Source organism: Burkholderia sp. AU19243 (genome assembly GCF_018148075.1).
Classification (GTDB): domain Bacteria; phylum Pseudomonadota; class Gammaproteobacteria; order Burkholderiales; family Burkholderiaceae; genus Burkholderia; species Burkholderia latens_A.
In genome coordinates, this window is the sequence record NZ_JAGSTV010000006.1 from 358,869 (window position 1) to 384,346 (window position 25,478).

The window sequence follows — 25,478 nt, forward strand, 5'->3', positions numbered from 1 at the left end:
GCGTTGCGCATGTTCAGTACTTCGTGCCCCCAGTGCGGCGCGCCTGTCGAGTTTCGCTCGGCGGCGGCGGTGATGGCCGTCTGCGCGTTCTGCCGCAGCACGCTGCTCAAGCGCGACGCCGACGTCGAGCGCATCGGCGAGCTGGCGACGGTGCTCGACGACGCATCGCCGATCCAGATCGGCACGGCCGGCCGCTACGGCGCCCGCACGTTCACCGTGCTCGGCCGCATCCAGATGACGTACGACGCCGGCGCATGGAGCGAGTGGTACGTCGTGTTCGACGACGGCGCATTCGGCTGGCTGTCCGACGCGTCGGGCCAGTACGCGATTACGGTGCGCGAGCCTGACGATACGATCGGCGCGACGTGGCCGGCGTTCAATGCGCTCGAGCCCGGCATGCGAATCGACCATGGCGGGCGCGCGTATCTCGTGTCGGACGTGCGTACCGCGCGCTGCACGGGCGGCGACGGCGAACTGCCGTTCCGCGTCGATGCGGGGTGGGAAGCGCGCGTAGCCGACATGCGCACCGGCAATGCGTTCGCGACGTACGACTATTCGGATGCCGCCGCGAATGGAGGGCGCCCGGCCGTCTACGCGGGCGAGGCGCTCCAGTTCGATGCGCTCGCGTTCACGGGGCTGCGCGATGCCGCGAGCGATACGCGCGAGAAGCGCGGTGCGGAGATGGTGCCGTTCGCGTGTCCGAGCTGCGGCGCCCCGCTGTCGTATGCGCCGAACGTGGCCGACTATGTCGTGTGCGGCAGTTGTCACGCGGGCGTGCAGTGCACGGCCGAGCAGCAGACCGTGTTCGCCGCGCAGCGCAAGCTCGATACGGTGAAAGGCGCGCTCGAACTCGGCGCGGCCGGCACGTTCGACGGCGTGAAGTACACGGTGATCGGCATGATGCGTTGCCGCGTGCCGGGCGATGACGACACGTGGGATGAATACCTGCTGCTGAATCCGACGCGCGGTTTTCTGTGGCTCGTGCACAGCGAAGGGCGCTGGGAGCGCGTGCAGGTACTCGATCACTGGCCGACGATCGGCGGCGAGTCCGATGTGACCGACGGCGGCAAGACCTATCGGCTGCGCGAAGCATACGACGCGGAAGTCGTGTACGTGGTCGGCGCGTTCAACTGGCGCGTGCAGGTCGGCGACCGCACGTCGATCGTCGATTATGGCTGGCAGAAGGACAAACTTACGCGCGAGCGCAGCGCAGCCGAGATCGTGTGGTCGCGCGCGCAGCCGTTGTCGGCGGGCGCGCTCGCGGAACGCTTCGGCACGCCGGCGCTTGCGGCCGCATCAGTTGCGCCCGCAACGGGCTCGGCCGGGACGGCGACCGGCCTGTTCGACGCGAAATACCCGAACAGTTTCGCGCCGCTGCCGCTCGTGTTCAGCGCGATGCTGGTGATTTTCAACATCGGGTCGCTGTTCTCGTTCAGCGGCCGCTCCGTCTACGTGCTGATCGGCCTGCTCGTGCTGTGGCTGCCCGAGTGGCTGTGGAAGCGCTTCGCCTCGGACGGGGGTAACGCGTAATGCGCCACATCCTGTACGGACTCTACGGGCTGATCGTCGTCACGCTGTTCAGTTGCACGTCGCTCGGCGGCAGCGGCTCGGGCGGCGCCGGGTGGGGCAGTTCATCCGCGCGCAGCGGCTACTCGTCGTACGGGTCGCACAAATGACCGCGCGTGACAGTCTCGCTCCGCCGCGCACGACGCTCGGCTCGCACGTGCTGGCCGATCTCGCCGGCATCGACGCGGCATTGCTGCGCGATGCCGCCCGGCTCGAGGCGATCGTCACCGGCGCCGCGCAGCGGGCCGGCGCGCATGTGATCGGCGCACATTTCCACCACTTCGGCGGCGAACACGGAGTAACGGGCGTCGTGCTGCTCGCGGAGTCGCACATTACGATTCACACGTGGCCCGAGCACGGTTTCGCGGCTGTCGACGCGTTCATGTGCGGCGCCGCGCGCGCGGCCGATGCGGTCGACGCGATCGCGGCCGCGCTCGGCGCGCACGCGCAGGTCCGGCAGCAGGTCGCGCGCGGCTTCGCGTGAGCGGCGCTCAGTGCGGCAGCGCTTCGGATTCGGCCCAGCGCTTGAACGAGTCCAGACGCCGGCGCGTGTGCACAAGGTAGAACGCGCCGATCAGCGGTTCGAGCAGCCAGCGCAGCCATGCCGGCTGCGCGCGGAACTGATAGGTGAACTTGACTTCGGTCGTGCCCGGCGCGCGTTCGGTGAAATTCCAGCAGCCGCTGAAGCGTTCGAGCACCCTCGGCCCGTCGACCATTTCCACGGCCGCGACCTGCGGCGGGCGATACGCGATGTAGCGCGACACCATCGTCGCGCCCGACTGGCTGCGGCAGAACGCATCGACGCCGACGTCGGCGGCCATTCCGTCGAGCAGATAGGCGTCGGTGAGGAAGCTGTCCCACACGAGCCGCCGCGCGTAGTCTTGCGACCACGTGAAGAGGCGTCTTCGATCGACGCCGACGATCCGGCTGGCTGAGATCCTCATGATGGCGCGCGCGACGGCCTGGATTGGGATGGAATCGAGTGTAACGCGCCAAAATCCGGTATTCCGTCAGACTTCGTCAAGTCGAGTACATGCTCGATTGACCTTCTCCGGGAATTCCCCTACGATCGGTTCCATGCCTTCGGGAAAGACCCGAAGCGTTTCAATCTCTTGAGGGAGCCTCATGAGTACGCAACAGAACCGGCGCTTCGACGCGCTCGTCTTCATCGGTCGTTTCCAGCCTCCGCATCGTGGCCACCTGAATGTGCTGAAGTCCGCACTGAGCCGCGCCGATCGCGTGTGCGTGCTGATCGGTTCGACCGACAAGCCCCGCACCATCAAGGACCCGTTCTCGTTCGACGAACGTCGCCAGATGCTGGCTTCGCTGCTCGAGCCGTCCGAGCGCGAGCGCGTGACGGTCGCCCCCGTGCAGGATTCGACGTACAACGACGGCGACTGGGTGCGCTGGGTGCAGGATGCCGTGGCCGCCGCGCTCGGCGACGTCGCGCAGCGCAAGGTGGGGCTGATCGGCCACGAGAAGGACGCAACGTCGTACTACCTGCGGATGTTTCCGCAATGGGAACTCGTCGACGTCGATGCGACGGAAGACATTTCCGCCACCGAAATCCGCGATCAATACTTCGCCGAACGCCCCAACAGCTTCGTGCAATGGGCAGTGCCCGAACCCGTGTTCGGCTGGCTCGAACGCTTTCGCACGCAGCCGGAGTTCGCGCAGCTGAAGGCCGAAGCCGAGTTCATCGCGGGCTATCGCAAGGCCTGGTCGGCCGCGCCGTATCCGGTCACGTTCGTGACGGTCGATGCGGTGGTCGTGCACTCTGGCCATATCCTGCTCGTGCGCCGGCGCAGCGAACCCGGTCGCGGGCTGTGGGCGCTGCCAGGCGGCTTCGTGAACCAGGACGAACGACTCGACGCGGCGTGCATCCGCGAGCTGCGCGAGGAAACCGGCCTGAAGTTGCCGGAGCCCGTGCTGCGCGGCTCGATCAAGGATCGCCAGGTGTTCGATCACCCGGCCCGCTCGCTGCGCGGCCGCACGATCACGCACGCGTGCCTGTTCAATTTCCCCACCGGCGAGTTGCCGCGCGTGAAGGGCAGCGACGACGCCGACAAGGCGCGCTGGGTGCCGCTCAATGAATTCGCGCAGATGCGCAACGTGATGTTCGAAGATCACTTCGAGATCGCGTATCACTTCCTGGGGAAGCTGTGATCCGCTGATTCCCCGGATTCCGGTCCGCCGCGACAGACGCGGCGGCGCGTCAACGGCCTAGAGGAGCTCTAGCCATGCAAAACGATCCCGGCGGCTTTGCCGCGGTTCTCGCCAATCCGATCCTCAACACGGATTCGTACAAGGCGTCCCACTTCCTTCAATATCCGCCCGACGCGCAGGCGATGTTCTCGTACGTCGAATCGCGCGGCGGACGCTACGACCGCACGCTGTTCTTCGGCCTGCAGATGCTGCTGAAAGAGTACCTGTGCCGGCCCATCACGCACGCGATGATCGATGAAGCGCGCGATTTCTTCGCGGTGCACGGCGAGCCGTTCCACGAGGACGGCTGGCGCCATATCGTCGACCGTTACGACGGCTACCTGCCCGTGAAGATTCGCGCGGTGCCCGAAGGTTCGGTGGTGCCCGTGCACAACGTGCTGATGACCGTCGAATGCGACGATCCGAAGGTGTTCTGGCTCGCGTCGTATCTGGAGACGATGCTGCTGCGCGTGTGGTACCCGGTGACAGTTGCGACGCGCAGCTGGCACCTGCGGCAGACGATTCGCCGCTTCCTCGAAAAGACCGACGACGATCTCGCGCAGTTGCCGTTCAAGCTGCACGACTTCGGCGCGCGCGGCGTGTCGAGCGCGGAGTCGGCTGCGATTGGCGGCGCGGCACACCTCGTGAGCTTCAGGGGTTCGGACACGGTGCTCGGCGTGCTCGCCGCGAACCGCTTCTATCGCGAGCCGATGGCCGCGTATTCGGTGCCGGCGGCCGAGCACAGCACGATCACGTCGTGGGGGCGCGAGCACGAAGCCGATGCGTATCGGAACATGATCGGCCGTTTCGGTCTGCCCGGTGCGATCGTGTCTGTCGTGTCGGATTCCTACGATTTGTTCGCCGCGCTCGACATGTGGGGCGGCCCGCTGCGTCAGGCGGTGATCGATTCCGGTGCGACGCTCGTCGTGCGTCCGGATTCGGGCGACCCGGTGACGATCGTGCTGCAGACCATCCGTGCGCTCGACGCGTCGTTCGGCTCCACCGTGAACGGGAAGGGGCGCCGCGTATTGAACCACGTGCGCGTGATCCAGGGCGACGGTGTCGACGAGCAGTCGATCGAGGCGATTCTCGTCGCGCTCGACGACGCGGGCTATGCGGCGGGCAACGTCGTGTTCGGAATGGGCGGCGCGCTGCTGCAGCGGGTCAATCGCGATACGCAACGCTTCGCGATGAAGTGTTCGGCGATCCGGCGCGGCGACGCATGGCACGACGTCAGCAAGGATCCGGTCACCGATCGGGGCAAGCGTTCGAAGAAGGGGCGGTTGACGTTGCTGCGCAATCGGCGCACCGGCGAGTATCGGACGGTGGCGCTGCCGGTCGCATGGGACGATAGGGCGCTCGAGAGCGAGTGGGACGATGCGCTCGAGACGGTATTCGACACCGGGCGCTTGCTCGTCGATGCGACGCTCGCCGACGTGCGCGCGAGAGCGCACGCGGGCGAGAAATGAGTGCCGGCGTCGGGGCGTACATGCGCCCCGACGCCTTCGGGCGTCATCGTGCGCCGGCGAGCGGGGATCCGCTGCGTTCTGCGGCCCGCGCCGCGTCCATCGCCCGCGCCAGCGCATCGAACACCGCCGGCCCCTTGCAGCGCGATACGTTGAAGCGCATGAACGACGTCGCGCTGCGCGACGCACTGAACACATCGCCGGGCGCGAGCACCACGTCGTCGGCGAGTGCATGGCGCGCGACCCGCGCCGCATCGAGCCCGTCCGGCAACGTCGCCCACACGAACAAGCCGCCGCGCGGTTCCGTCCAGATGCCGAGGCCCGCCCGCACGAGCCGGCGGATCGTTTCGCCCATCGCATCGGCCAGTTGCGCACGCAAACCGTCGAGATGACGCCGGTACGTGCCGTCGACCAGCAGCCGGTGTACGACATTCGCGCCGATCTGCGCATTGCCGAACGACGTCGCGAGCTTCAGGTCGACGAGCGCGTCGATCCACTCGGGCCGCGCGGCGACATAGCCGCAGCGAATTGCGGCCGACAGCGTCTTCGAGAAGCTGCCGATCGACACCACGCGCGACAACCCGTCGAACGCCGCCAACCGCGGCGCGGGTGTGCTCTCGAAATCCGCGAAGATGTCGTCCTCGACGATCAGCAACCCGTGCTGCGCTGCGAGCGTCAGCAGCCGATGCGCAACGGGCGGCGCGAGCGTCGCGCCGGTCGGGTTGTGCAGCGCCGCGTTGGTGATGTACAGGCGTGGCCGGTGTTCGGCGAGCACCTGTTCGAAGCGTGCGAGATCCGGGCCGGTCGGCGTGTACGGCACGCTGACGATCCGCGCGCGATGCGCGCGCAGCAGCGCCTGGAAGTTGAAGTAACACGGATCGTCGAGCACGACGGTGTCACCCGGTTCGAGCAGCAGCCGGCACACGAGATCGAGCGCATGCGTGCCGCCGTCGGTCAGCATGATTTGCGCGGGTTCCGCGTGGATGCCGTGTTGTGCGAGGCGCCATGCGAGCTGTTGGCGCAGCGCGGGCAGCCCGAGCGGCGTCGCGTAGTCGGTCAGCGCATCCGGCTCGTCGCGCGATACCGCGCGCAGCGCGCGGCGCAGGCTCTCGTCCGGCAACCACGACGGCGGCAGCCACCCGCAGCCGGGCTTGACCGAGCTGGGCGCCGCTTCGAGCGACTGGCGCGACAGCCACAGCGGATCGAGTTCGCGGTCAAGGCGCGGGCCCAGCTCCGCGAGCGCGAGCGGCGGCGCATGGCCCGACACATAGAAGCCCGAGCCGCGCCGTGCTACGAGCGCGCCTTCGCTCGCGAGTCGCTCGTACGCGTCGACGACGGTCGACTTCGACACGCGCAGCGCGTCGGCCATCATCCGGATCGACGGCACGCGCGCACCGGGCATCAGCGCGCGGCTCGCGATGCGCGCACGCAGCGTGTCCATCACGGTTTCCACGCGCGTGCGCGACGGCGTGGGCGGAGCGGGGGTTTGCACGGAACGGCTCATCGCTGAAAGGAACTGTACGGCCGGTTGTCCAGTACAGTTTGTCCGGATTGTATTGGGGTGTAGCTTACGCGCTTTTCGCGCCGGGCGGATCATCGGTCACCCACTTTTTCCGACCAGGATTTCCCGTGCAAAAGACGACCGACGGATGGCTCAGCGGCTTGCTGGGCGTGATCATCTTCAGTGGCTCGTTGCCCGCGACGCGCGTCGCGGTGCAAGGGCTCGACCCGCTGTTCCTCACGTTCGCGCGTGCGACGATCGCCGGCGTGCTCGGGCTGATGCTGCTCGTCGCGTTGAAGCAGAAGCGGCCGACGCGCGCCGAGACGTCGTCGCTCGTCGTCGTCGCGCTCGGCGTCGTGGTCGGATTTCCGCTGCTGACGGCGCTTGCGCTGAAGCACGTGACGTCCGCGCATGCGATCGTGTTCGTCGGGTTGCTGCCGCTCGCGACCGCATTGTTCGGCGTGTTGCGCGGCGGCGAGCGGCCGCGCTTGCCGTTCTGGATCTTCTCGCTGGCCGGCAGCGGCGCGGTGGCCGCATTTGCACTGCGCAACGGCGGCGGCGCGTCGGGGCTCGGCGATGCGCTGATGCTCGCCGCGATCGTCGCATGCGGGCTCGGCTATGCGGAAGGCGCCCGCCTGTCGCGCAAGCTCGGCGGCTGGCAGGTCATCTCGTGGGCGCTCGTGCTGTCGCTGCCGCTGATGCTGCCGCTCACATGGTTCACGTGGCCGGCTGCGTTCGACGGCATCGACGCGGCGCCGCTGTGGGGGCTCGCGTACGTGTCGCTGTTCAGCATGCTGATCGGTTTCGTGTTCTGGTATCGCGGCCTCGCGCTCGGCGGGATCGCGGGCGTCGGCCAGTTGCAACTGCTGCAACCGTTCTTCGGCTTCCTGCTCGCGGCCGGGCTGCTGCACGAGGCGGTGCCGTCGTCGATGCTCGTCGTCACGTTGATCGTGGTCGGCTGCGTGGCCGGTGCGAAGTACTTTTCGAGGATGGCGCCCGCGACGCGCACGAGCTGATGCGCGTTCGCACGCGTGCGCGGCGGACGGTGCGCGGGCCGCACGCCTCGTCCGCCGGCACAGATCGACAGCCGGCGCGCGCGGCTTTACGCGACGTGCGCGACGCCGTACTGCGACGACAAATAGCGGCGGATATCGTCGGGCGAGTCGATGAAGCGGCGGCCGTTGTGTTCGCGGATCGCGATCGTGTCATCGTTCGGCGCGCGGCCGTCGCCGAGGACGAGCACCGGCGCCGACTGGTTGTCCTCGCCGATCAGCGCGACGATAGGCCGCCGCGGCCGCGGTGCGTCGACGTACTCTACCGCGACCGCGTCGCGCAACTGCGGATAAAAGCTCAGCAGCCCTTCGACGGCAACCGAGTCGCCGCAGTAGTACGGACCTTCGGCGTCCTTGAAAAAGCCGGGGCGCAGAATAAACAGCGTGTCTTTCATGCTTGTCTCGCTATCAGGAGTGGTCGAACGTTGAGGAAAATCGTGGTGCGCAGCCGCGTGCGCCGCGTTGCCCGGTTTCAGGCTTCGGCGAGCGCGGCTGCGGCAGCGCGCATTCTCGCGAAGCCCGCGGCGAGATCGGCGATCATGTCGTCCGGATGCTCGAGCCCGGCATGAATGCGCAGCAGCGGGCCGGACGCGGTCCATTGCGTCGCGCTTCGATGGCGCGACGGATTCGACGGGATGATGAGGCTTTCGAAACCGCCCCAGCTGTAGCCCATCCCGAAGCACGTCATGCCGTCGAGCAGCGCGCGCACCGCATCGTCCGGCTGTGGATGCAGCACGAGGCCGAACAGGCCGCACGCGCCAGTGAAGTCGCGCTGCCACAGCAGGTAGCCGGCATCGCCGGGCCGCGCCGGATACAGGATCTGCGCGACTTCCGGTTGCTGCGCAAGCCAGTCGGTCAGCACGTGCGCATTGCGCTGATGCCGCTCCAGCCGCACCGACAGCGTGCGCAGCCCGCGCAGCGCGAGATACGCATCGTCTGCGCTGACGGTCATGCCGAGCTGCCGATAGCAGCGCGTGACCTTCTGCGCGAGCGCTTCGGTCGTCAGGATCGCCCCCATCAGCACGTCGGAGTGGCCGGCGATGTATTTGGTCGCCGCGTGAATCGATACGTCGACGCCGTGCGAGAACGAGCGGAAATTCAGCGGCGTGCCCCACGTGTTGTCGAGCAGCACGACCGCGTCGTGCTCGTGCGCGACGCGGCAGATCGCGGGAATGTCCTGCACTTCGAAGGTCAGCGAGCCCGGCGATTCGGTAAAGACCGCGCGCGTGTCGGGCCGCATCAGCGACGCGATGCCGGCGCCGAGCGACGGATCGTAGTAGGTCGTCTCGATGCCGAGGCGCGCGAGCGTCTCGTCGCAGAACGAGCGGGTCGGGTCGTACACCGAGTCTGCCATCAGCAGATGGTCGCCCGGATTCAGCACCGCGAGCAGCGCGGTCGTGATCGCACTGAGGCCGCTCGGCGTCAGCAGCGCGGCGTGCGCGCCTTCGAGGCGGGCTAGCGCCTTTTCGAGCGCGCGCGTGGTCGGGCTGCCGTGGCGCCCGTATGCGAGCGGCGTGCCGCGCACCGCGTCGAGCGCGTCGGCGCCGTGAAAGAGCAGCGTCGACTGGCGATAGACGGGCGGATTCACCGGGGAGCCGGGCTGGCCGTGCGAGCGGCCCTCGTGAGCGAGCAGGGTGTCGGTCGAATGCAGGTGGTTCAAGATGGCGTCCTTTGAAAGTCGGTCGAAGCGGAGCGAAGCCGTTGCGGTCAGTGCAGGATCTTGTCGAGGAAGTCGCGAGCGCGTTCGGAGCGCGGCGCGGCGAAGAATGCGTCGCTCGCCGCATCCTCGACCACTGCGCCCTGGTCCATGAAGATCACGCGGTGCGCGACCTTCCTCGCGAAACCCATTTCGTGCGTGACGCATATCATCGTCATCCCGTCGCGCGCGAGCTCGACCATCACGTCCAGCACTTCGTTGATCATCTCGGGGTCGAGCGCGGACGTCGGCTCGTCGAACAGCATCGCGACCGGGTTCATCGACAGCGCGCGTGCAATCGCGACGCGTTGCTGCTGGCCGCCGGACAGCTGCCCCGGATACTTGTGCGCATGGGCCTTCAGGCCGACGCGATCGAGCAGCGCGATCGCATTGTCGGTTGCTTCGTCCTTGCGGCGGCCGAGCACCTTCACTTGCGCGAGCGTCAGGTTGTCGGTGATCGACAGGTGCGGGAACAGCTCGAAATGCTGGAACACCATGCCGACGCGTGCGCGCAGCTGCGCGAGTTTCGCGGCCGGATCGCCGAGCCGCATCCCGTCGACGACGATGCTGCCTTTCTGGAACGGCTCGAGGCCGTTGATCGTCTTGATCAGCGTCGACTTGCCGGAGCCCGACGGCCCGCAGACGACGACCACTTCGCCTTTCGAGACCGCCGCGCTGCATTCGGAAAGGACCTGATGCTTGCCATACCACTTGGAAACGTTGTCGAGCGTAATCATGGTGTGTCCGTGATGAAGGTTCGGGTTGACTGGCGCGAGCATGCTCAATGCGCGGACGGCAACGCGAGGCGCGTCTCGACACGGCCCTGCAGTCGCGTGAGCAGCGTGCTCAGTACCCAGTAGATCGCGGCGGCTGCGAGGTACAGCGGCAGCGGCTGGAACGTCGCGGCGATCACTTCCTGCGTCGAGCGCAGCAGCTCGGTGACCGTGATCACCGACACGAGCGACGTGTCCTTGATCAGGCTGACGAGCGTGTTGCCGAGGCTCGGCACCGCAAGGCGCAACGCCTGAGGACAGACGATGTAGCGCAGCGTCTGCACGTGCGTGAGGCCGAGGCTGTGCGCGGCCGCCCATTGCCCGCGGCCGATGCCCAGGATCGCGCCGCGCATGCTTTCGGACAGATACGCGCCGGCGTTGAGCGTCAGCGTGAAGATGCCGGCCGTTGTCGGATCGAGCGTAATGCCGAGATCGGGCAGCCCGTAGTAGACGACGAACATCTGCACGAGCAGCGGCGTGCCGCGCATCAGGCTCACGTAGCCCTGCGCGAGGCCGGATGCGAACCGGTTGCTGCCGATCCGCATGATCGCGACCACGAGCCCGACGACGAGGCCGAGCGCCATCGACGCCACCGCGAACTTCAGCGTGAACAGCGCGCCCTTCACCATGACGGGCAGCGTATGAATGACGAGATCGAATGCTTCCATCGCGTGTCTCCTGGGTATGTGTCGTGTGCCGCTCGGTGTCGGCTGGTTGCACGCCGGCCCGCGCGCGGGCGCGGCGGCTGCGTTATTGCGCGACGGGCCGCGTCGTGTCCGATCCGAACCACTGCATCGAGATCTTCTTCAGCGTGCCGTCCTGCTGCAACGACGCGACTGCGTCGTCGATGGCCTTCGCGAACTTCGGATTGCCCTTGCGGAACGGAATGCCCATCTTGTCTTCGCCGCCGGCGAGCACGGAGCCGGGGCGCAGCGGCAGATGCGAGTTTTTGATCAGGTAGGCCAGCATCAGGCGATCGTTGACCGCCGCGTCGATCCGGCCCGCCGCGAGATCGCGCAGGTTCTCCGGCGTGCCCGGATAGACCTGCAGATCGATTGCAGGCACCGTCTTCACGAGATCGACGTAGTTGCTGCCCATCGTCACGCCGACCTTCTTGCCCTTCAGCTCGTCGAGCGACTTGAACGCACGCGTGTCGTTCTGGCGTTGCAGCAGCTGCGCGGACGAATACACGTACGGCGTGCTGAAGTCGAGCGCCTGCTGGCGCGACGGTGTGATCGCGACCTGGTTGACGATCACGTCGAACTTGCCGGCCTGCAGCCCGGCAAGGATCCCGCTCCATTCGGTCGTCACGAACTGCGGCTTCACGCCGAGCTTCGCGGCAACCGCCTTCGCGACGTCGACGTCGAACCCTTCGAGCTGCCCGTCGGCATTGCGATAGTCGAACGGCGGGTATGTGCCTTCGAGCGCGATCTTGAGGACGCCGGCCTGCTTGATCGTGTCGAGCAGGTCGGCCGCGTGCGATGCGGTCGCTGCCACGCAAAGAAGGACGGCGGCGAGGCCTTGCTTGAGCGTCGGCGTGAACGGCTTCATGGTTGTCTCCTGGTTTGTTGTCGAAACGTCGTTGTCGAAAAATCGGGGTGCACGCGTCCGCGGCGACGGGCGGTCGCCGTGGGCGGGAAGCGGGCCGCGGCAGATGCGGCGCGGGATAGTGCGGCGAGAGACGGCGCGAGCCGTGTGCCGCGATGCGTTACGGCATGCGTTCGCGCGCGGTGGCGTAACGGTGCGCGGCGAAGAGTTCAAGCATCGTGTTCATGAGTGCCCGTGCGGCTTGCGAGTCAAATAGACCGGCTGCATCGTCGATGCATATCCGGTGTGCAAATGCTCAACGACTGAGGGCAATCTTAGTTTTGTCAAAAAGGAAAGTGCTTCCAAAAACACGCGGACTTTCCACGTGGCGTGGAAAGTTTTTCTCCGCGCGTCGAGCGCGATGCAAGCGATCTGCTGTGGTTGCACGGGGTGCGCAGCATCGGGTGCTACGGCGAGGTCGAGCGGTTGCCCGGAGGACAACCGCCGAAAAACGAAACGGCCACGCATGCCGGTCGAGGCAAGCGTGGCCGTCGGCGTTCGACTCGTCGAACGCTACGCGCAAGCGCGGGTGCGCGTTACTCGAACGTCTCGAGCGCGAGCAGCTCGCCGATCGTCTGCCGGCGGCGGATCAGGCGCGGCGTGCCGCGATCGACGAGCACCTCCGGCGCGAGCGGCCGGCTGTTGTAGTTCGAGGACATCGATGCACCGTACGCGCCCGCATCGTGCAGGAACAGCAGATCGCCGATCTGTGGCTGCGCGAGCTTGCGGTGCGTGACCACCCCACCGGCATCCTGCGTGAACACGTCGCCGGATTCGCACAGCGGCCCTGCGATCGCGATGTCCACGAGCGGCCGGCCGGCAGGCAGCGCGCCATCGTGCGTGTGCACGGACACTGCATGGTAGCTGCCATACATCGACGGTCGCATCAGGTCGTTGAAGCCAGCGTCGATCAGCACGAAGTCGTGCTTCGGCCGATGGTTCACGGCCTGCACTTCGGTAACGAGCGTGCCGGCTTCGGCGACGAGGAAGCGGCCCGGTTCGATCTCGATGCGCACCGCGTGCCCGAGATGCCGCTCGATTCGCTTGCGCGCGGCATCCCACTGGCTGAAGTAATGGCCGACGTCGACGCGCGGTTCGCCGTCGCGATACGGAATCGACAGGCCGCCGCCAGCGGAGATCGCTTCGATGTCGTGGCCGAGCGACGTGACGAGGCTGACCATCGCATCGCACACCTGCGACAGGTGGCCGTAGTCGACACCCGAGCCGATATGCATGTGGATGCCGACCAGCTTCAGCCCGTGCTGGCGCACGATCTCGATCGCGCGCGGCACGTCGTCGATCCAGATGCCGTGCTTGCTCTGCGGGCCGCCGGTGTTGGTCTTGTTGCTGTGGCCGTGGCCGAAGCCGGGATTCACGCGCAGCCATACGCGGTGGCCGGGCGCATGCTCGCCGACGCGCGCGAGCATGTCGAGCGAGCCGGCATTCACGGTCACGCCGTGCTTCAGCACGGCCGCCAGCGTTGGGCGATCGATCAGGTCGGCGGTGAACACGACGCCTTCCGGCTCGCCTGCGGGGCTGAACCCGGCCGCGAGGCTGCGCTCGATCTCGCCGAGCGACACGGCGTCGACGCACGCGCCTTCCTCACGCATCAGCTTCAGGATGTGCAGATTCGAATTCGCCTTCTGCGCATAGCGGATCACGTCGAACTGGCGCAGTTGGGCAATGCGGTCGCGAATGACGTCGGCGTCGTACACCCACAGCGGGGTGCCGTATTGCTGCGCGAGCGCGGCGAGCTGGCGGGAATCGAGGGACATGGCGGATGAGTCGGTCGAATGAACGGATAGCGGGAATCATGCGCCTGATTGTCTATACAGTAAAATGCCTGTTTATCGGTATTCGATTCATTTTTGATATAGATGAGGCGGCCATGCTGACACACCGGCACATCGAGGTCTTCCGCGCGCTGATGGTGACCGGCAGCACGACGCGCGCGGCCGAGATGCTCTATACGTCGCAGCCGACGATCAGCCGCGAGCTCGCGCGGATGGAGCAGGTCGTCGGCTTCGCGCTGTTCGAGCGCTCGCACGGACGGCTGCGGCCGACGATGGCCGCGCTCACGCTGTTCGACGACGTGCGGCTTGCGTATGTGGGGCTCGAGCGTGTCGCGGCCACCGCCGCGCGGCTGCGCGAGTTTCGCGACGGACAGCTGTCGGTGATCGCGCTGCCGGCGTTTTCGCATGCGATCCTGCCCGGCGCATGCCGGCGCTTTCACGACGCGCATGCGGGCGTCAGCGTGTCGGTGGCGACGCAGGAGTCGCCGGTGCTGGAAGAGTGGCTGACCGCGCAGCGCTACGACGTCGGGCTGACCGAGCACGACGTCGCGCCGGCCGGCACGGTGCTTGCGCCACTGCTGGAAGTCGACGAAGTATGCGTGCTGCCCGACGGGCATCCGCTCGTCGGCAAGCATGCGATCGATCTTGCCGATCTCGCCGATCGCCCGTTCGTAAGCCTGTCGCTGAACGACCCGTACCGGATCCTGATCGACGAGGCGTTCGCGCAGCTCGGCGTCGCGCCGCGTTCGGTGATCGAGACGCCGTCGGCCGTGTCGGTGTGCGCGTTCGTGCGGCAGGGGCTCGGCGCCGCGATCGTCAATCCGCTGACCGCGCTCGATTTCGTCGGGCGCGACCTGCACGTGCGGCCGCTCACGCGCTCGTTTCCGTATCGCGTCAGCGTGATCGTGCCCGAGCATCGGCCGAAAAACCTGCTGGTCGATGCATTCACCGATGCGTTGCGTGGCGAGGCGGACGCGATCCGCCGCAGGCTTGCCGCGTTGCCGCACTGACGCCGGCCGTATGATGGACGTTTTGCTGCGTGCACTCTCTGTCCGATGGAACCCGTGATGACCGACACTTCGTCGTTGCCCGAACAACCGACACTCGCCGGCGAGCGCATCGCACTGCGGCCGCTTGCAGCCTCCGACCGGCAGGCGCTGCTCGATGCTGCGGCGGACGGCGAGTTGTGGAATCTGAAGGTCACGGTCGTGCCGGACGAGCGGACGATCGACTCGTATATCGACTCCGCGCTGCAGGGCCGCGCGGCGGGCACCGTGATGCCGTTCGTGATCGTCGACCGTGCGTCGGGGCGCGCGATCGGCAGCACGCGTTTCTGGAAGATCGACCGCAAGAATCGCAAGCTCGAGATCGGTCATACGTGGCTGAGCGAATCGGTTCAGCGCACGCGCGCGAACACCGAGGCGAAATGGCTGCTGCTCACGTACGCGTTCGACACGCTGAAGTGCGTGCGCGTGCAGTTTACGACCGACGAGCTGAACGAGAAGTCACGCGCCGCGATCCTTCGGCTCGGTGCAAAGGAGGAAGGAATCGTGCGTCACGAGCGGATCATGCCCGACGGGCGCAAGCGCAACTCGGTGCGCTTCAGCATCATCGACGACGAGTGGCCGGAAATCCGCGACCGGTTGCACGCGAAGCTCGCGACGTGACGCCTGCCGCGTGGCCGCAGGCGATGCGACGACACGGCGAAGCGGGGAGGCGGGTATGCCGCCGCGCGCGAATCGCGACGCGCGGCGGGGCGGCGCGTTACTGCGCCGATGCGAGGTGATGACGCTGCGCGAGCTTCTGCGCGTCCGCGTAGTGCGCTTGCAGGATCGGCAGCGCCTGGCGTGCGACTTCCTTCAGCTTCGTGTCGCGGCCGGACGCGATTTCGGCCTGGAATGCCGAGATCGTCTTCTGCTGGCCGGCCAGCGCGACCTGCTCGATGTATGCCTTGTCGAATTCCGCGCCGCGCAGGTTCCTGATGCCGTCCAGCACGGCCTTGTCGGGATCGTTGGCCGGCACGTCGATGCCGCGCGGGCTCGCTGCGCGCATCGCCTGGATGATCTTTTCATCGTCGGTCGAGACGCGTTGCGCGAACGCCTTCACCTGGCTGTCCGACGTGCGCGAATCTGCGATGCGCGCGGCGTCGTGCTGGGTCGACACGGTTTTCGTGCCGTCCGTGATGAAGGCCTGGTCGGCTTCGTGGATGCGCGTTTGCGTGGCGGCAGCCGGCGCGGATGCGGCCGGTTGTGCGGTTTGTGCGTGCGCCGTCACGGCGACGAGAAGCAGGCCGGCGGCAGATACTGCGACGCGCGAAAAGCGGGGAAAGCGGTTCATGGGACCTCCTTTCGATCGGGGCTCTGATTAACGGGCGGATCGCGTGATCCGCGGCTGTGCGAGAGACCGGGCATGCCCGGACCGGATTCGATCGCCGCTCTGCCGAGGCGGCGTTCGGTGTATGCCGGCCCGACTGATTCTAGGAGCGCGCCGACGTAGCAGGTGCAACCGCGCTGTGGTTTGTGTAACGGTTGGTAAGACGAATCGGGGCGTGCATGCGCAAGCAGGTAGGGCGTACCTGTCGTGCATCTCGCGGCGGCAATTTTTGCGCGCGTGACGTGCGCGCGATGAATGTGACGTGTGCGAATTTCATCGGCATTTCATCATCGGCCGGGGCGCGCGCACTTCGTCCAATGACCGCGCGTCGCATCTGACGCGCGATGCGTGCGCCGCTTTCATACGCGATCGAGCAGTGCGTCGAGCTGCGGCAGCAGCGGGGTCACGCAATGTGCCTGCAACGCATCGGGCGCCGTGTAGCCCCATGCGACGCCCTGGAACGCGATGCGCGCGCGGCGCGCCGCTTCGGCATCGCGGATTTCATCGCCGACGTACAGCACGTCGGCGGGCTGCATGCCGGCCTCGCGCACGAGCGCGCGCAGCCGGCGCGCCTTGCCGAACAGCGGAATGCCGCACGCGAACGTATCGACGCGGCCGCTCGCTTGCGCGCCGAGGCGGTCGCGCACGACGTCCTCGTGGTTCGACGTGGCGATCGCGATACGGATGCCGCGCGCGGCAAGTGCATCGAAGGTCGCGTCGACGCCGGGGAATAGCCTTACCTGCGCGATGCGCGGCCGCATCAAGCGGCGTATGTCGAGCGTCACGCGCGGCACTTTCCACATCGGGACCTCGAGTGCGCGGATGATTTCGCGCGCGGACATGCCGCGCAGCATCGGGCGCAGCTCGGGCGTCGCGTCGCGAAAACCGTGCAGACGCGACGCTTCCGTCAGCGCCGAGAGAAAGCAGTCGAGCGAATCGGCGAGGGTGCCGTCGAAGTCGAAGGCGATGAGTCGATAGGGCATGGGGTGGTGCGACTGGATGCGGTTGGCGCTAATCGTAAAGGCAACGGCAAGACACGATGCTGAGCCGGAGGTCGTCCGCTTCATAGACAGGCGGTTGGTGTCGTCGATGCGGCGCGACCAGAACGCGGACAGATCGGCCGTCAGCGGTTCAGGCTTGCCGGTACGTTCGAACGGTGTCCGTTGCGCTTCGCGAATCAGCTGGTCGATGCGCTTGAGCGTCTTGCGGTCTTGCCCCGCCGGCAAACGTAGCCGTCCCGCGCAGCGGACGTAAAAAGCACGCGACGGACGCTCATTCTTCGTCACCCGCGAGTTTGTGTTCCCTGGTCTTGCCCTTGCGCAATTGCGCGATCGAGCGTTCCACGCGAGCGACGTTGGCCGGCGAGTGCAGCGGGTGAATGGTCTCCATCAGACTGTCATGGTGTTCCTGCGACAGGATGACCGCATTGCGCGCATCGCGACGCGTGAGAAGCGTCATGTCTGGATCGTCGACGACCTGCTCGATGACGGTTTTCAAATTGCTGCGGGCATCCGAAAAATGAATGGTGCGCACGATGTGCCCCACTCGTACTTGTGCCTGTGCAAGTATAGCGGGCGGGCCGAAGGGTTGTACCGGCTGTTGTACGTGCCGACGCGCGTATCGCTTGTCGCCCGCCTCGCACAGCGCTATCGTTTCCGCTTCGCCCCGCGCCCTCCCGGAGAACCGACGTGCCCGCAACCCCATCCGCCGCGCTGAGATTTTCTACCGACAAGCGCGAGCTCGACATCGACACCATCTTCGATTTTCTGCACCGCGACGCGTACTGGTCGCGCGGTATCCCGCGTGACGTGGTCGAGCGTGCGATCGAAGGATCGCTGTGCTTCGGCGCGTATGTCGGCGACCGCCTCGTCGGGTTCGCGCGGCTCGTGACCGACCACGCGACGTTCGCCTACCTGTGCGACGTATTCGTATTGCCGGCCGAGCGCGGCAACGGCTACGGCCGCGCGCTGATCGACCACATATTCGCGCAGCCGCTGCTGCAGCGCCTGCGCTGCATCATGCTGTCGACGTCGGACGCACACGGCCTGTACCGGCCGGTCGGGTTTGCGCCGCCGGCGAAGCCCGAGCTGCTGATGGAGATTCGCCGCTCGGACATTTACGCGAAACGCTGACGCGCGGCGTCTGCGTGCGAACGCATACAATACGCGCTTTCGTTTTTTGCCGAAGGGAAGCCCATCATGACCGAACAGGAAGCCGAACAGCTCGCCACGCATCGTCACTACAAGGGCGGGCTGTATCGCTACATCGGTGTCGCACGTCATTCCGAAACCGAGGAATCGGTAGTCGTGTACGAGCATCTGTGGCCGCATGCGCGCGGCCTGTGGGTGCGGCCGGAAGCGATGTTCAACGAAAACCTGCCGGACGGCACGCCGCGTTTCCGCAAGCTGCGCGACTAAACGGCTAAACGGCAGCAGGCCGCGGCCGGCGGTCGCCGCGCCCGCTGCCGCGCACACGCCGCCCCGGCTGCGGTCTTGCGGGCCGGGCCGAGCGGATCGCTCCGCGCTTACGCGCGCGCCAGCGCGCTCGTCAATTCGGCCGGCCCGTGCACGACCGTCACTTCCGGCGTCCCGTGCCACGCGGCGAGCCGCTTCACTGCCTTCGCGACGTCCGCCGCGAGCCCGGTGCCGAATCGCACGCCGGGCTCTACATCCACCGCCTTCAATTCGAACGTGCCGAGCGCGCGATGCGCTTTCGCGTCGACGCGCGCGATCAGCCGCCCCCGATGCAGCACCGGCAGGCAGAAATAGCCGTAACGTCGCTTGTGCGCAGGCGTATAGCATTCGATCGTGTAGTCGAACCCGAACAGCGTCGACGCGCGCCGGCGGTCCCACACCACGGGATCGAACGGCGACAGCAGTGTCGTGACCGTGGAGCGCAGCGTATCGGCCGCGGCGGCCGGCAGCAGCGGGTCGAGCGACCGATGCACGTAGGCCGGTTCCTTCCAGTCGGCAATCTGGACCGGGATCAGCTCGCCGGCGTCGGCCAGCTGCGCGAGTTCCGCACGGTACGAACGGCGCGGCAGCCGGTAATAATCGGCGACCCAGTCCGCGCGCACGACACCGAGCGCGCGGCACGTGTAATCGAGCAGTGCGGGCAGCACCGCGTCGCGCGGCGGCAGGTCGCGCGCATCGTCCCAGTCCGGCAGCACGCGCTCGCGCACGTCGTAGATGCGCTGGAAATTGCGGCGCTCCGCCACCATCAGCTCGCCGAGCGTAAACAGTACTTCCAGATGCTTCTTCTCGGGCTTGCGGTCCCACCACCCGTTGCCCTTCGCGCCGTCCTCGCGGATGAAGTCGGCCGAGCGCACGGGGCCTTCGTCGCGGATCCGGGCCAGCAGCCGTTCGATTTCCGCTCGGTTCTGCGCGTGCCAGTCGGCCGCGTATTTCCAGCCCATGCCGGACGGATCGAGCATCTTGTAGCGCATCAGCCCGAATTGCTCGATCGGCAGGAAACACGCCTCGTGCGACCAGTATTCGAACAGGCGTGCTTCGGCGAGATGTTCGTCGAGCCACTGCGGCGCAAAGTTGCCGAGCCGGCTGAACAACACGAGATACGGGCTGCGCGCGACGACGTGAATGGTATCGATCTGCAACTGCGCCATTCGGCGGATCGTGTCGAGCACGTCGGCCTTGGTGGCCTTGCGGCGAGGCGGGGTCAGCAGGCCCTGCGCGGCGAGATGCAGCGCGCGGGCGGCGGCGGGCGAGAGCGTGAGCATCGGAGCGGCGGCTGAGGGTGACGGTCGGGCACCACTTTAGCGCGAAAGCGGCACGCGTGTGCGACGCATGCCCGCCCTGCGTCTGACAATGCTTGACAGATGCTCGGCGCGAGTTTCCCTATAGTGCACACATGGCGCGACGAAATGTGCGCGCAACGATTCGGCTTCCGACGCACATATGTCAATGGCACGCAGGAAGCAGATCCGGGATTCTCAACCCCCAACGAGAGACCCGGAGCCCTGAGCGGATATCCATACGGCTGTGCACCGGCCCCGTGTGGATGTCCGCTGATTTTTTTGGAGCGTGCAATTTCTTCGTCGCGTGCCGCTTGCGCAGGCGCGTTTGTCTATTGCCGCTTGCCGCGCGCGACTTCGTCGCCGGCGCCGGGAGGCAGCCGCCGCGTAATCGGGATCGATGCGAACGAGCACAGCCCGACCACGACGAACGCCGGCCAGAAATCCGACCAGACCATCGTCTGATGCCCCTGCGCCCAGTGCGACACGTGCAGCACGAGGCCGGCGACCGTCACGCCGAGCCCGAGCGACATCTGCTGCACGACGCTGCCGAGGCTCGTCGCTCGGCCCGCATCGGCTTGCGAGATGTCCGCGTAGATCATCGAATTCAGGCTCGTGAACTGCAGCGCGGGGAAGATGCCCCCGACCAGCACGATCGTCCAGATCGCCCACGTCGGCATGCCCGGATGGAACACGCCATACGCGGCGATCGCGAGCCCCGCGAACGCGGCGTTGTAGATCAGCACCGTGCGAAAGCCGAAGCGGCGCAACGTGTGAGTGGCCGTCGAGCGGCTCACCGCACCGCCGAGCGCGGACGCGCAGGTAATCAGCCCGGAGTGGAATGCGCTCATCCCGAGCCCTTCCTGCAGCGCCAGCGGCAGCAGGAACGGCACCGCGCCGAGACCGATGCGAAACAGCGACCCGCCGACCACGCTCGCGTGGTAGGTCGGAATCTTCAGGAAGCTCAGGTCAAGCACCGGCCGTTCCTTGCGGCGCGCGTAAGGCACGTAGAGCGCGAGCATCGCGAGGCCGACCCCGCACATCGTCAGCGCGTTGGCGCGCGACGTCAGCGAGCCGTCGATCAGCGTGAGGCCCATCAGCAACAGCGCGGCGCCGCTCGCCGACAGCAGGAAGCCGAACCAGTCGAGCGGGCCGGGATCGGGCTCGTGCGTGTTCGCGATGTGCTTGCTCGCAAGGTAGATCCCGTAGATGCCGATCGGCACGTTGATGAAGAAGATCATCCGCCAGTGCAGGTAGGTCGTGATGAAGCCGCCGACGAGCGGGCCGACCGTGGGCCCGAACAGCGCGGGAATCGCGAGGTAGTTCATCGCGCGCACGAGATCGGAGCGCGGCACCGCGCGGAAGATGATGATCCGGCCGACCGGCACCATCATCGCGCCGCCGACGCCTTGCACGAAGCGCGCGAACGTGAGCAGGCCGAGGGAGTTGGACGCCGCGCACATCAGCGAGCCGGCGACGAAGATGCCGATCGCGGTGCGGAACACGGCGCGCGCGCTGAAGCGGTCGGCGAGCCATCCGCAGATCGGGATGAATACGCCGAGACCGACCACGTAGGCCGTAATCGCGATGTTCAGGGTGACGGGGTTGTGCCCGAAGTCTCTCGCCATCGCGGGTAATGCGGTGACGATGATGTTCGCGTCGACGCTTTCCATGAACAACGCACAGGCAACGATGAGCGGTGCTAGAAAGACGGGCGACATGGGCAGGGCGCGCGGTAAAGACGCCATTATGCCCACAATGTGGTCGTCGCGTCACGCGACACAACGCTTGTTCCGCATGTTGCAACAGTCGTTCCTGCTACCGCGGTTGTAACAAGAGACGACTGCGGCGGCGCCGCATCGCGTGACGGCAACTTGCGTGCGATGCGCGTTTCGTGCGACATTCGAAACACGTCTGTGCCATACAACGACGCGCATCGATCGACGGCCATCGAGACGAGCGCACGCGCGAACGAGACCCCTGCCGATCCATTCACCATCGAAAGGAGGGGACACGCCATGACGTCACGTCGTGCCGCATCGACCGCATCGACCGCATCGCATTCCACGCTGCATTCCGCACCGTATTCGTGGCCGCCCGCCCCGCGCATGCGCTGGGCCGCCGTCATCGCGGTCGCGTATCTGGCCGTCGCCGGCTGCGCCGCGCAGGCCGACAGCGCGAACCGCGCACCCGCGCAGGCGGGCGCCCAGGCCGCCGTGCCCGCTTCGGCCGCGTCGACGAACCAGAGCGCCGGCACGCTGCTGCCGCCGCCGAGCCAGCTGTACGGCGACCTGTTCGTTGCCGTGCAGACCGCGCAGCTGTACCCCGACCAGAAAACCTTCGTCGACGCGACGCCCGATACCGATCCGGCGACGATCGTGCAGTTGTATCAGCAACAAAAGTCGCAACCGGGCTTCTCGCTGAAGGCGTTCGTCGACCAGCACTTCACGCCGCCGCCGCAGGGCGGGGTCACGCCGCCGCCGAACCAGACGCTGCGCGAGCACATCGACTGGTTGTGGCCGCAACTGACGCGCACGACCACCACGGTGCCTCCGTACAGTTCGCTGATCCCGATGCCGAAGCCGTACGTGGTGCCGGGTGGACGCTTCCGCGAAGGTTACTACTGGGACACCTACTTCACGATGCTCGGCCTGCAGGTGTCGGGACGCGAGGATCTCGTCGACGACATGCTCGACAACTTCGCGCATCTGATCGACACGGTCGGCCATATCCCGAACGGCAATCGCACGTACTACGCGAGCCGCTCGCAGCCGCCGTTCTTCGCGTACATGGTCACGCTCGCCGCGCAGGCCGAAGGCGACAAGGTCTACCAGAAATACCTGCCGGCACTGCGCAAGGAGTATGCGTACTGGATGCAGGGCGAGGCCACGACGCCGCGCGGGCAGGCCACGCGCCACGTGGTCGCGATGCCGGACGGCGCGGTGCTGAACCGCTACTGGGATGCGAGCGCCACGCCGCGCGACGAGTCTTATCTCGAGGACGTGACGACCGCGAAGGCCGTGCCGAGCCGTCCGGCGAACGACGTGTACCGCGACCTGCGCGCGGGCGCAGAAAGCGGCTGGGATTACAGCTCGCGCTGGTTCGGCGACGGCAAGACGCTCGCGACGATCCGCACGACGTCGATCGTGCCGGTCGACCTGAATAGCCTGATGTTCCATCTCGAGACGACGATCGTGAAGGGGTGCGCGGTCACGCGCGACATCGCGTGCGTGACGGACTTCTCCGGGCGCGCGGCGCGCCGTGCGGCGGCAATCAATCATTACCTGTGGAATCGTCGCGGCTATTACGGCGACTACGACTGGCAGCTGCGCAAGCCGCGCGACGCAGTGACGGCGGCCGCGCTGTATCCGCTGTTCGCGGGCGTCGCATGGCCGGAGCGCGCGAAGGCGACTGCGCGTGAGGTGCGCAAGACGCTGTTGCAGCCTGGCGGTCTCGCGACGACGACCGTGAACACGGGCCAGCAGTGGGATGCGCCGAACGGCTGGGCGCCGTTGCAGTGGATCGCGATCGAAGGGTTGCGCCGCTACGGCGAACCGGCGCTCGCGAAGGACATCGGCACGCGCTTCCTGGCCGACGTGAAGCACGTGTATGCGACCGAAGGCAAGCTTGTCGAGAAGTACGTGGTCGAAGGTGCCGGCGCGGGCGGCGGCGGGGGCGGCGAGTATCCGCTGCAGGACGGCTTCGGCTGGACGAACGGCGTCACGTTGAAGCTGCTGGGGCTGTATGGCGAGTGACGGAAGTCCTTGATGGGTCGCGTTGACGCACGCGCGCAAGACGTCTCGCGCAACGCACGCAACACGCGCGCGTGAACGTAGCGGCCGGATCGCCGCCGCAGCGGCAGTCCGGCCCGCATTGGATCAGCGGTGCGTCAGAACGTGATCGTGGTACGCACGCCGACCACCGTTTCGTCGCCGATGCGCGCACCGGCCGCGTTCGGGTTCGGAATCCCGCCGCCCGGCCGGAAGAAGTGCTGCAGATCGGCCTGCAGCTGCCACCACGGCGTGACTTGATACTGGTAAGTCGCCTCGATCACCGTTTCGGCGCGGCGCACCGGATAACCGGGGGTGGCAAAGGTGCCGGTGTCGCCGTCGAATGCGCGCGCATGCGAGCCGATCTTCGCGTAGCCGACCGCGATGCCGGCCGCGTCGTTGTCGCGTCCGGCGAACGGCGCCTTCAACGTGACGCCCGCATTCGCCGCGAAGTCGACGACGTTGCGATCGCCGGGCGCGCCCATCACGCGCGCGAACACGCCGACCGAACGCGGACTGTCGGCCGACGGCCGCCACACCATCTGATCGGCGACCGCGTAGAAGCCGTAGTTGCCGCGATGCGTGGCGGCAATGCCGTTGCTCGCGGGATTCGCCAGCGACAGCCCGTCGGTACCGAAGCGCGGATCGTTTGCATGCTGCGACTGATACCAGAAGCCGAGCTTGTAGGTGCCCGGCAGGCCGGACGGTTGCGGCGCCTTCGGATCGGCGGGCGACGCGTTCAGCGCATACTGGAGCTCGCCGATCACGAATGCGCCGCTGCGCAGGTTGAAGTTGGTGCCGTGCGCGTTCAGTGCCTGCGCATCGCCGTCGCTGCGGCCGGCCGGGTTGCCGTCGTACACGCCGACCATCGCGGTCCATGCGTCGGCCGGTTTCACGCGCAGCCGCACGCCGAGCGACGACAGCGGATAAGCGGCGCCGCCGGCCGGCAGATCGGCCGCCGGCAACACGGGCCAGCCGAACGTCGCGTTCATGAACGTCGCCGCGTACTGGCTCACCATGAATTCCTGGTCGGCACTCTGCTGACCGATTCTGACATCGGCCTTGCCGCCGAGGAACGCCTGCTGATACCAAAGCTCCCACAACCGGGTGGTCGAATTCGCCTCGATGCCGGTCGCGGTCTGCAACGTCTGCAAATAGCGTTGCGTGAGGTTGGTGCCGTGGATCTGCAGCGCCGATACGTTGAACGTGCCGCCCGGCAGCCCGACCGCCTTCTCCGTATCGACGTCGAAGCCGAATTGCGTGACGCCCTGGTATGCGCCGCCGCGCGCCGTGCCGCCCGCGGCGTTGTACAGGTACTCGCTGGTTTCCTGCAGGTTCAGCGTGACGCCGTGGTCGCCGAGCACGTCGCGCAGGCCGCCCATGCTGCCGAGCAGGTTCGAGCGTTCCCAGAAGCCGGTGGGAGCGGGCGCGGCGGCATCGGCGGCCGGTTGTGCGGCGGCGGGAGAGGCTGTCGCGGCTTCAGCGGCCTGCGACGAAGATTGCGCGAATGCGGGCGTGGCCGCGAGCGACAGCAACAGCGCGGCGAGCGCATCGACGCACGCTGTGCGCGGGGCGGATTCAAAACGATGCTTCATGCGGGCTCCGGATTTCGATCGATGAGTGTCTCTGAAGAAATGGCAGGGCGGGGTGACCGCCGGGGAGGCGGCGTCTACGGCAGCCAGCCGCCGATGCGCCACACGTGCGCGAAGCCGACACGCGACGCGGCCGCGCAGAGTAGCGCGACGAGCGCGACGGCGGCCGCCATCGCTGCGATCAGCACGCAGTCGAGCGGGCGCGGCAGCAACCGCGGGTGGGCGAGCGTGGCGCCGCGCCGGGTGAAGGCCTGGGCGAGCGGCGAAAGCGCGCAGACGCGCGAGCGGGCGCGCGCCACGAGCGCAAGCCGCTTGAGTCTGAGTGCGAAAGTCGAAACGAACATCGCGTACCT

Annotated in this window: 26 protein-coding genes and 1 pseudogene; 11 read left to right on the forward strand and 16 right to left on the reverse strand. The window is 67.1% G+C overall.

The annotated features are described in order from the left end of the window. Positions 1 to 9 precede the first annotated feature (9 nt). From KDW55_RS14740 to speD, 3 genes are read left to right on the forward strand one after another with little or no spacing between them, the layout of a single operon-like run. Positions 10 to 1,530: a DUF4178 domain-containing protein gene (locus KDW55_RS14740; protein WP_069243202.1), complete on the forward strand. Its 1,521-nt coding sequence runs from the start codon at positions 10 to 12 to the stop codon at positions 1,528 to 1,530. Beyond that, on the forward strand, positions 1,530 to 1,676 hold the full coding sequence (locus KDW55_RS14745) for a hypothetical protein (protein WP_167432680.1): 147 nt from the start codon (positions 1,530 to 1,532) through the stop codon (positions 1,674 to 1,676). Before KDW55_RS14740 ends, KDW55_RS14745 begins: the two co-directional genes overlap by 1 nt. Then, positions 1,673 to 2,050, forward strand: coding sequence for an adenosylmethionine decarboxylase (speD, locus tag KDW55_RS14750; protein ID WP_040140501.1), 378 nt, complete (start codon positions 1,673 to 1,675; stop codon positions 2,048 to 2,050). The genes KDW55_RS14745 and speD overlap by 4 nt, the downstream gene beginning before the upstream one ends. 7 nt (positions 2,051 to 2,057) lie before the next feature. On the opposite strand, the gene KDW55_RS14755 is transcribed toward speD, so the two are convergent. Next, a complete protein-coding gene (locus tag KDW55_RS14755; RefSeq protein WP_069243200.1) occupies positions 2,058 to 2,510 on the reverse strand; it encodes an SRPBCC family protein in 453 nt (150 codons plus the stop codon). A gap of 181 nt (positions 2,511 to 2,691) precedes the next feature. Between KDW55_RS14755 and KDW55_RS14760 the strand changes: the two genes are divergently transcribed. Together KDW55_RS14760 and KDW55_RS14765 are read left to right on the forward strand one after the other, a co-directional pair. After that, on the forward strand, positions 2,692 to 3,732 hold the full coding sequence (locus KDW55_RS14760; RefSeq protein ID WP_040140498.1) for a bifunctional nicotinamide-nucleotide adenylyltransferase/Nudix hydroxylase: 1,041 nt from the start codon (positions 2,692 to 2,694) through the stop codon (positions 3,730 to 3,732). 74 nt (positions 3,733 to 3,806) lie between these two features. Continuing rightward, complete coding sequence (locus KDW55_RS14765; RefSeq protein WP_209825427.1) at positions 3,807 to 5,240, forward strand: nicotinate phosphoribosyltransferase; 1,434 nt, start codon at positions 3,807 to 3,809, stop codon at positions 5,238 to 5,240. A gap of 43 nt (positions 5,241 to 5,283) precedes the next feature. Here KDW55_RS14765 and KDW55_RS14770 read toward each other — a convergent pair whose 3' ends face one another. Beyond that, a complete protein-coding gene (locus KDW55_RS14770; protein WP_059544381.1) occupies positions 5,284 to 6,741 on the reverse strand; it encodes a PLP-dependent aminotransferase family protein in 1,458 nt (485 codons plus the stop codon). A 125-nt stretch (positions 6,742 to 6,866) separates the two neighbouring features. Between KDW55_RS14770 and KDW55_RS14775 the strand changes: the two genes are divergently transcribed. Next, entirely contained in the window at positions 6,867 to 7,754 is an 888-nt protein-coding gene (locus KDW55_RS14775; RefSeq protein WP_212197983.1) for a DMT family transporter, read from the forward strand. An 86-nt stretch (positions 7,755 to 7,840) separates the two neighbouring features. On the opposite strand, the gene KDW55_RS14780 is transcribed toward KDW55_RS14775, so the two are convergent. The 6 genes from KDW55_RS14780 to lysA all read right to left on the reverse strand — a co-directional run bounded on the left by KDW55_RS14780 (position 7,841) and on the right by lysA (position 13,621). Then, a complete protein-coding gene (locus KDW55_RS14780; protein ID WP_212160332.1) occupies positions 7,841 to 8,185 on the reverse strand; it encodes a DUF3088 domain-containing protein in 345 nt (114 codons plus the stop codon). A 77-nt stretch (positions 8,186 to 8,262) separates the two neighbouring features. Next, positions 8,263 to 9,450 (reverse strand): cystathionine beta-lyase, encoded by a 1,188-nt coding sequence (gene metC, locus KDW55_RS14785; RefSeq protein WP_040140490.1) that lies wholly within the window; start codon positions 9,448 to 9,450, stop codon positions 8,263 to 8,265. A 47-nt stretch (positions 9,451 to 9,497) separates the two neighbouring features. Continuing rightward, positions 9,498 to 10,223 carry an amino acid ABC transporter ATP-binding protein gene (locus tag KDW55_RS14790; RefSeq protein WP_040141246.1) on the reverse strand — a complete coding sequence of 242 codons (726 nt, stop codon included), beginning with the start codon at positions 10,221 to 10,223 and terminating at the stop codon, positions 9,498 to 9,500. Between the two features lie 44 nt (positions 10,224 to 10,267). Continuing rightward, positions 10,268 to 10,927: an amino acid ABC transporter permease gene (locus KDW55_RS14795; protein ID WP_040140488.1), complete on the reverse strand. Its 660-nt coding sequence runs from the start codon at positions 10,925 to 10,927 to the stop codon at positions 10,268 to 10,270. 82 nt (positions 10,928 to 11,009) lie between these two features. Then, positions 11,010 to 11,810: a transporter substrate-binding domain-containing protein gene (locus KDW55_RS14800; protein ID WP_212160330.1), complete on the reverse strand. Its 801-nt coding sequence runs from the start codon at positions 11,808 to 11,810 to the stop codon at positions 11,010 to 11,012. A gap of 572 nt (positions 11,811 to 12,382) precedes the next feature. After that, positions 12,383 to 13,621, reverse strand: a complete 1,239-nt coding sequence (gene lysA, locus KDW55_RS14805) for a diaminopimelate decarboxylase (protein WP_040140484.1) — start codon at positions 13,619 to 13,621, stop codon at positions 12,383 to 12,385. 113 nt (positions 13,622 to 13,734) lie between these two features. On the opposite strand from lysA, the gene KDW55_RS14810 reads away from it, so the two are divergent. Together KDW55_RS14810 and KDW55_RS14815 are read left to right on the forward strand one after the other, a co-directional pair. Further along, positions 13,735 to 14,649 (forward strand): LysR family transcriptional regulator, encoded by a 915-nt coding sequence (locus KDW55_RS14810; RefSeq protein ID WP_040140482.1) that lies wholly within the window; start codon positions 13,735 to 13,737, stop codon positions 14,647 to 14,649. A gap of 57 nt (positions 14,650 to 14,706) precedes the next feature. Further along, positions 14,707 to 15,306, forward strand: coding sequence for a GNAT family protein (locus tag KDW55_RS14815; protein ID WP_212160329.1), 600 nt, complete (start codon positions 14,707 to 14,709; stop codon positions 15,304 to 15,306). Positions 15,307 to 15,403: 97 nt separating this feature from the next. Here the strand turns inward: KDW55_RS14815 and KDW55_RS14820 are convergent, their stop codons facing one another. From KDW55_RS14820 to KDW55_RS14835, 4 genes and pseudogenes are all read right to left on the reverse strand, one after another. Next, positions 15,404 to 15,976, reverse strand: coding sequence for a DUF4142 domain-containing protein (locus KDW55_RS14820; RefSeq protein ID WP_040140480.1), 573 nt, complete (start codon positions 15,974 to 15,976; stop codon positions 15,404 to 15,406). 395 nt (positions 15,977 to 16,371) lie between these two features. Beyond that, on the reverse strand, positions 16,372 to 16,995 hold the full coding sequence (locus KDW55_RS14825) for an HAD hydrolase-like protein (RefSeq protein ID WP_212197984.1): 624 nt from the start codon (positions 16,993 to 16,995) through the stop codon (positions 16,372 to 16,374). 28 nt (positions 16,996 to 17,023) lie between these two features. Continuing rightward, positions 17,024 to 17,288 (reverse strand): annotated as a pseudogene (locus KDW55_RS14830) (Txe/YoeB family addiction module toxin). Beyond that, entirely contained in the window at positions 17,285 to 17,545 is a 261-nt protein-coding gene (locus KDW55_RS14835; protein WP_212160328.1) for a type II toxin-antitoxin system prevent-host-death family antitoxin, read from the reverse strand. The pseudogene KDW55_RS14830 and the gene KDW55_RS14835 overlap by 4 nt, the downstream one beginning before the upstream one ends. A gap of 155 nt (positions 17,546 to 17,700) precedes the next feature. Here KDW55_RS14835 and KDW55_RS14840 point away from each other — a divergent pair, with 155 nt between their 5' ends. Together KDW55_RS14840 and KDW55_RS14845 are read left to right on the forward strand one after the other, a co-directional pair. After that, on the forward strand, positions 17,701 to 18,144 hold the full coding sequence (locus KDW55_RS14840; protein ID WP_212197985.1) for a GNAT family N-acetyltransferase: 444 nt from the start codon (positions 17,701 to 17,703) through the stop codon (positions 18,142 to 18,144). Positions 18,145 to 18,210: 66 nt separating this feature from the next. Beyond that, on the forward strand, positions 18,211 to 18,429 hold the full coding sequence (locus KDW55_RS14845; protein WP_006751720.1) for a DUF1653 domain-containing protein: 219 nt from the start codon (positions 18,211 to 18,213) through the stop codon (positions 18,427 to 18,429). Between the two features lie 107 nt (positions 18,430 to 18,536). Here KDW55_RS14845 and KDW55_RS14850 read toward each other — a convergent pair whose 3' ends face one another. Both KDW55_RS14850 and KDW55_RS14855 read right to left on the reverse strand, forming a co-directional pair. Next, positions 18,537 to 19,748: a crosslink repair DNA glycosylase YcaQ family protein gene (locus KDW55_RS14850; protein WP_212160327.1), complete on the reverse strand. Its 1,212-nt coding sequence runs from the start codon at positions 19,746 to 19,748 to the stop codon at positions 18,537 to 18,539. A gap of 347 nt (positions 19,749 to 20,095) precedes the next feature. Continuing rightward, positions 20,096 to 21,484, reverse strand: a complete 1,389-nt coding sequence (locus KDW55_RS14855) for an MFS transporter (RefSeq protein WP_052110986.1) — start codon at positions 21,482 to 21,484, stop codon at positions 20,096 to 20,098. A gap of 297 nt (positions 21,485 to 21,781) precedes the next feature. Here KDW55_RS14855 and treA point away from each other — a divergent pair, with 297 nt between their 5' ends. Then, entirely contained in the window at positions 21,782 to 23,518 is a 1,737-nt protein-coding gene (gene treA / locus KDW55_RS14860) for an alpha,alpha-trehalase TreA (RefSeq protein WP_212160326.1), read from the forward strand. A 134-nt stretch (positions 23,519 to 23,652) separates the two neighbouring features. Here treA and KDW55_RS14865 read toward each other — a convergent pair whose 3' ends face one another. Together KDW55_RS14865 and KDW55_RS14870 are read right to left on the reverse strand one after the other, a co-directional pair. After that, positions 23,653 to 25,128: a carbohydrate porin gene (locus KDW55_RS14865; RefSeq protein ID WP_040140467.1), complete on the reverse strand. Its 1,476-nt coding sequence runs from the start codon at positions 25,126 to 25,128 to the stop codon at positions 23,653 to 23,655. Between the two features lie 74 nt (positions 25,129 to 25,202). Continuing rightward, the gene (locus KDW55_RS14870; RefSeq protein ID WP_040140465.1) at positions 25,203 to 25,469 is read right to left on the reverse strand and encodes a hypothetical protein; all 267 of its coding nucleotides are present in this window, start codon (positions 25,467 to 25,469) and stop codon (positions 25,203 to 25,205) included. Positions 25,470 to 25,478: the final 9 nt, after the last annotated feature.

Coding starts and splice junctions, on each gene's coding strand:
- KDW55_RS14740 (WP_069243202.1), top strand. CDS start 10: ATGTTCAGTACTTCGTGCCCCCAGTGCGGCGCGCCTGTCGAGTTTCGC.
- KDW55_RS14745 (WP_167432680.1), top strand. CDS start 1,530: ATGCGCCACATCCTGTACGGACTCTACGGGCTGATCGTCGTCACGCTG.
- speD (WP_040140501.1), top strand. CDS start 1,673: ATGACCGCGCGTGACAGTCTCGCTCCGCCGCGCACGACGCTCGGCTCG.
- KDW55_RS14755 (WP_069243200.1), bottom strand. CDS start 2,510: ATGAGGATCTCAGCCAGCCGGATCGTCGGCGTCGATCGAAGACGCCTC.
- KDW55_RS14760 (WP_040140498.1), top strand. CDS start 2,692: ATGAGTACGCAACAGAACCGGCGCTTCGACGCGCTCGTCTTCATCGGT.
- KDW55_RS14765 (WP_209825427.1), top strand. CDS start 3,807: ATGCAAAACGATCCCGGCGGCTTTGCCGCGGTTCTCGCCAATCCGATC.
- KDW55_RS14770 (WP_059544381.1), bottom strand. CDS start 6,741: ATGAGCCGTTCCGTGCAAACCCCCGCTCCGCCCACGCCGTCGCGCACG.
- KDW55_RS14780 (WP_212160332.1), bottom strand. CDS start 8,185: ATGAAAGACACGCTGTTTATTCTGCGCCCCGGCTTTTTCAAGGACGCC.
- KDW55_RS14790 (WP_040141246.1), bottom strand. CDS start 10,223: ATGATTACGCTCGACAACGTTTCCAAGTGGTATGGCAAGCATCAGGTC.
- KDW55_RS14795 (WP_040140488.1), bottom strand. CDS start 10,927: ATGGAAGCATTCGATCTCGTCATTCATACGCTGCCCGTCATGGTGAAG.
- KDW55_RS14800 (WP_212160330.1), bottom strand. CDS start 11,810: ATGAAGCCGTTCACGCCGACGCTCAAGCAAGGCCTCGCCGCCGTCCTT.
- lysA (WP_040140484.1), bottom strand. CDS start 13,621: ATGTCCCTCGATTCCCGCCAGCTCGCCGCGCTCGCGCAGCAATACGGC.
- KDW55_RS14810 (WP_040140482.1), top strand. CDS start 13,735: ATGCTGACACACCGGCACATCGAGGTCTTCCGCGCGCTGATGGTGACC.
- KDW55_RS14815 (WP_212160329.1), top strand. CDS start 14,707: ATGACCGACACTTCGTCGTTGCCCGAACAACCGACACTCGCCGGCGAG.
- KDW55_RS14820 (WP_040140480.1), bottom strand. CDS start 15,976: ATGAACCGCTTTCCCCGCTTTTCGCGCGTCGCAGTATCTGCCGCCGGC.
- KDW55_RS14825 (WP_212197984.1), bottom strand. CDS start 16,995: ATGCCCTATCGACTCATCGCCTTCGACTTCGACGGCACCCTCGCCGAT.
- KDW55_RS14845 (WP_006751720.1), top strand. CDS start 18,211: ATGACCGAACAGGAAGCCGAACAGCTCGCCACGCATCGTCACTACAAG.
- KDW55_RS14850 (WP_212160327.1), bottom strand. CDS start 19,748: ATGCTCACGCTCTCGCCCGCCGCCGCCCGCGCGCTGCATCTCGCCGCG.
- KDW55_RS14855 (WP_052110986.1), bottom strand. CDS start 21,484: ATGTCGCCCGTCTTTCTAGCACCGCTCATCGTTGCCTGTGCGTTGTTC.
- treA (WP_212160326.1), top strand. CDS start 21,782: ATGACGTCACGTCGTGCCGCATCGACCGCATCGACCGCATCGCATTCC.
- KDW55_RS14865 (WP_040140467.1), bottom strand. CDS start 25,128: ATGAAGCATCGTTTTGAATCCGCCCCGCGCACAGCGTGCGTCGATGCG.
- KDW55_RS14870 (WP_040140465.1), bottom strand. CDS start 25,469: ATGTTCGTTTCGACTTTCGCACTCAGACTCAAGCGGCTTGCGCTCGTG.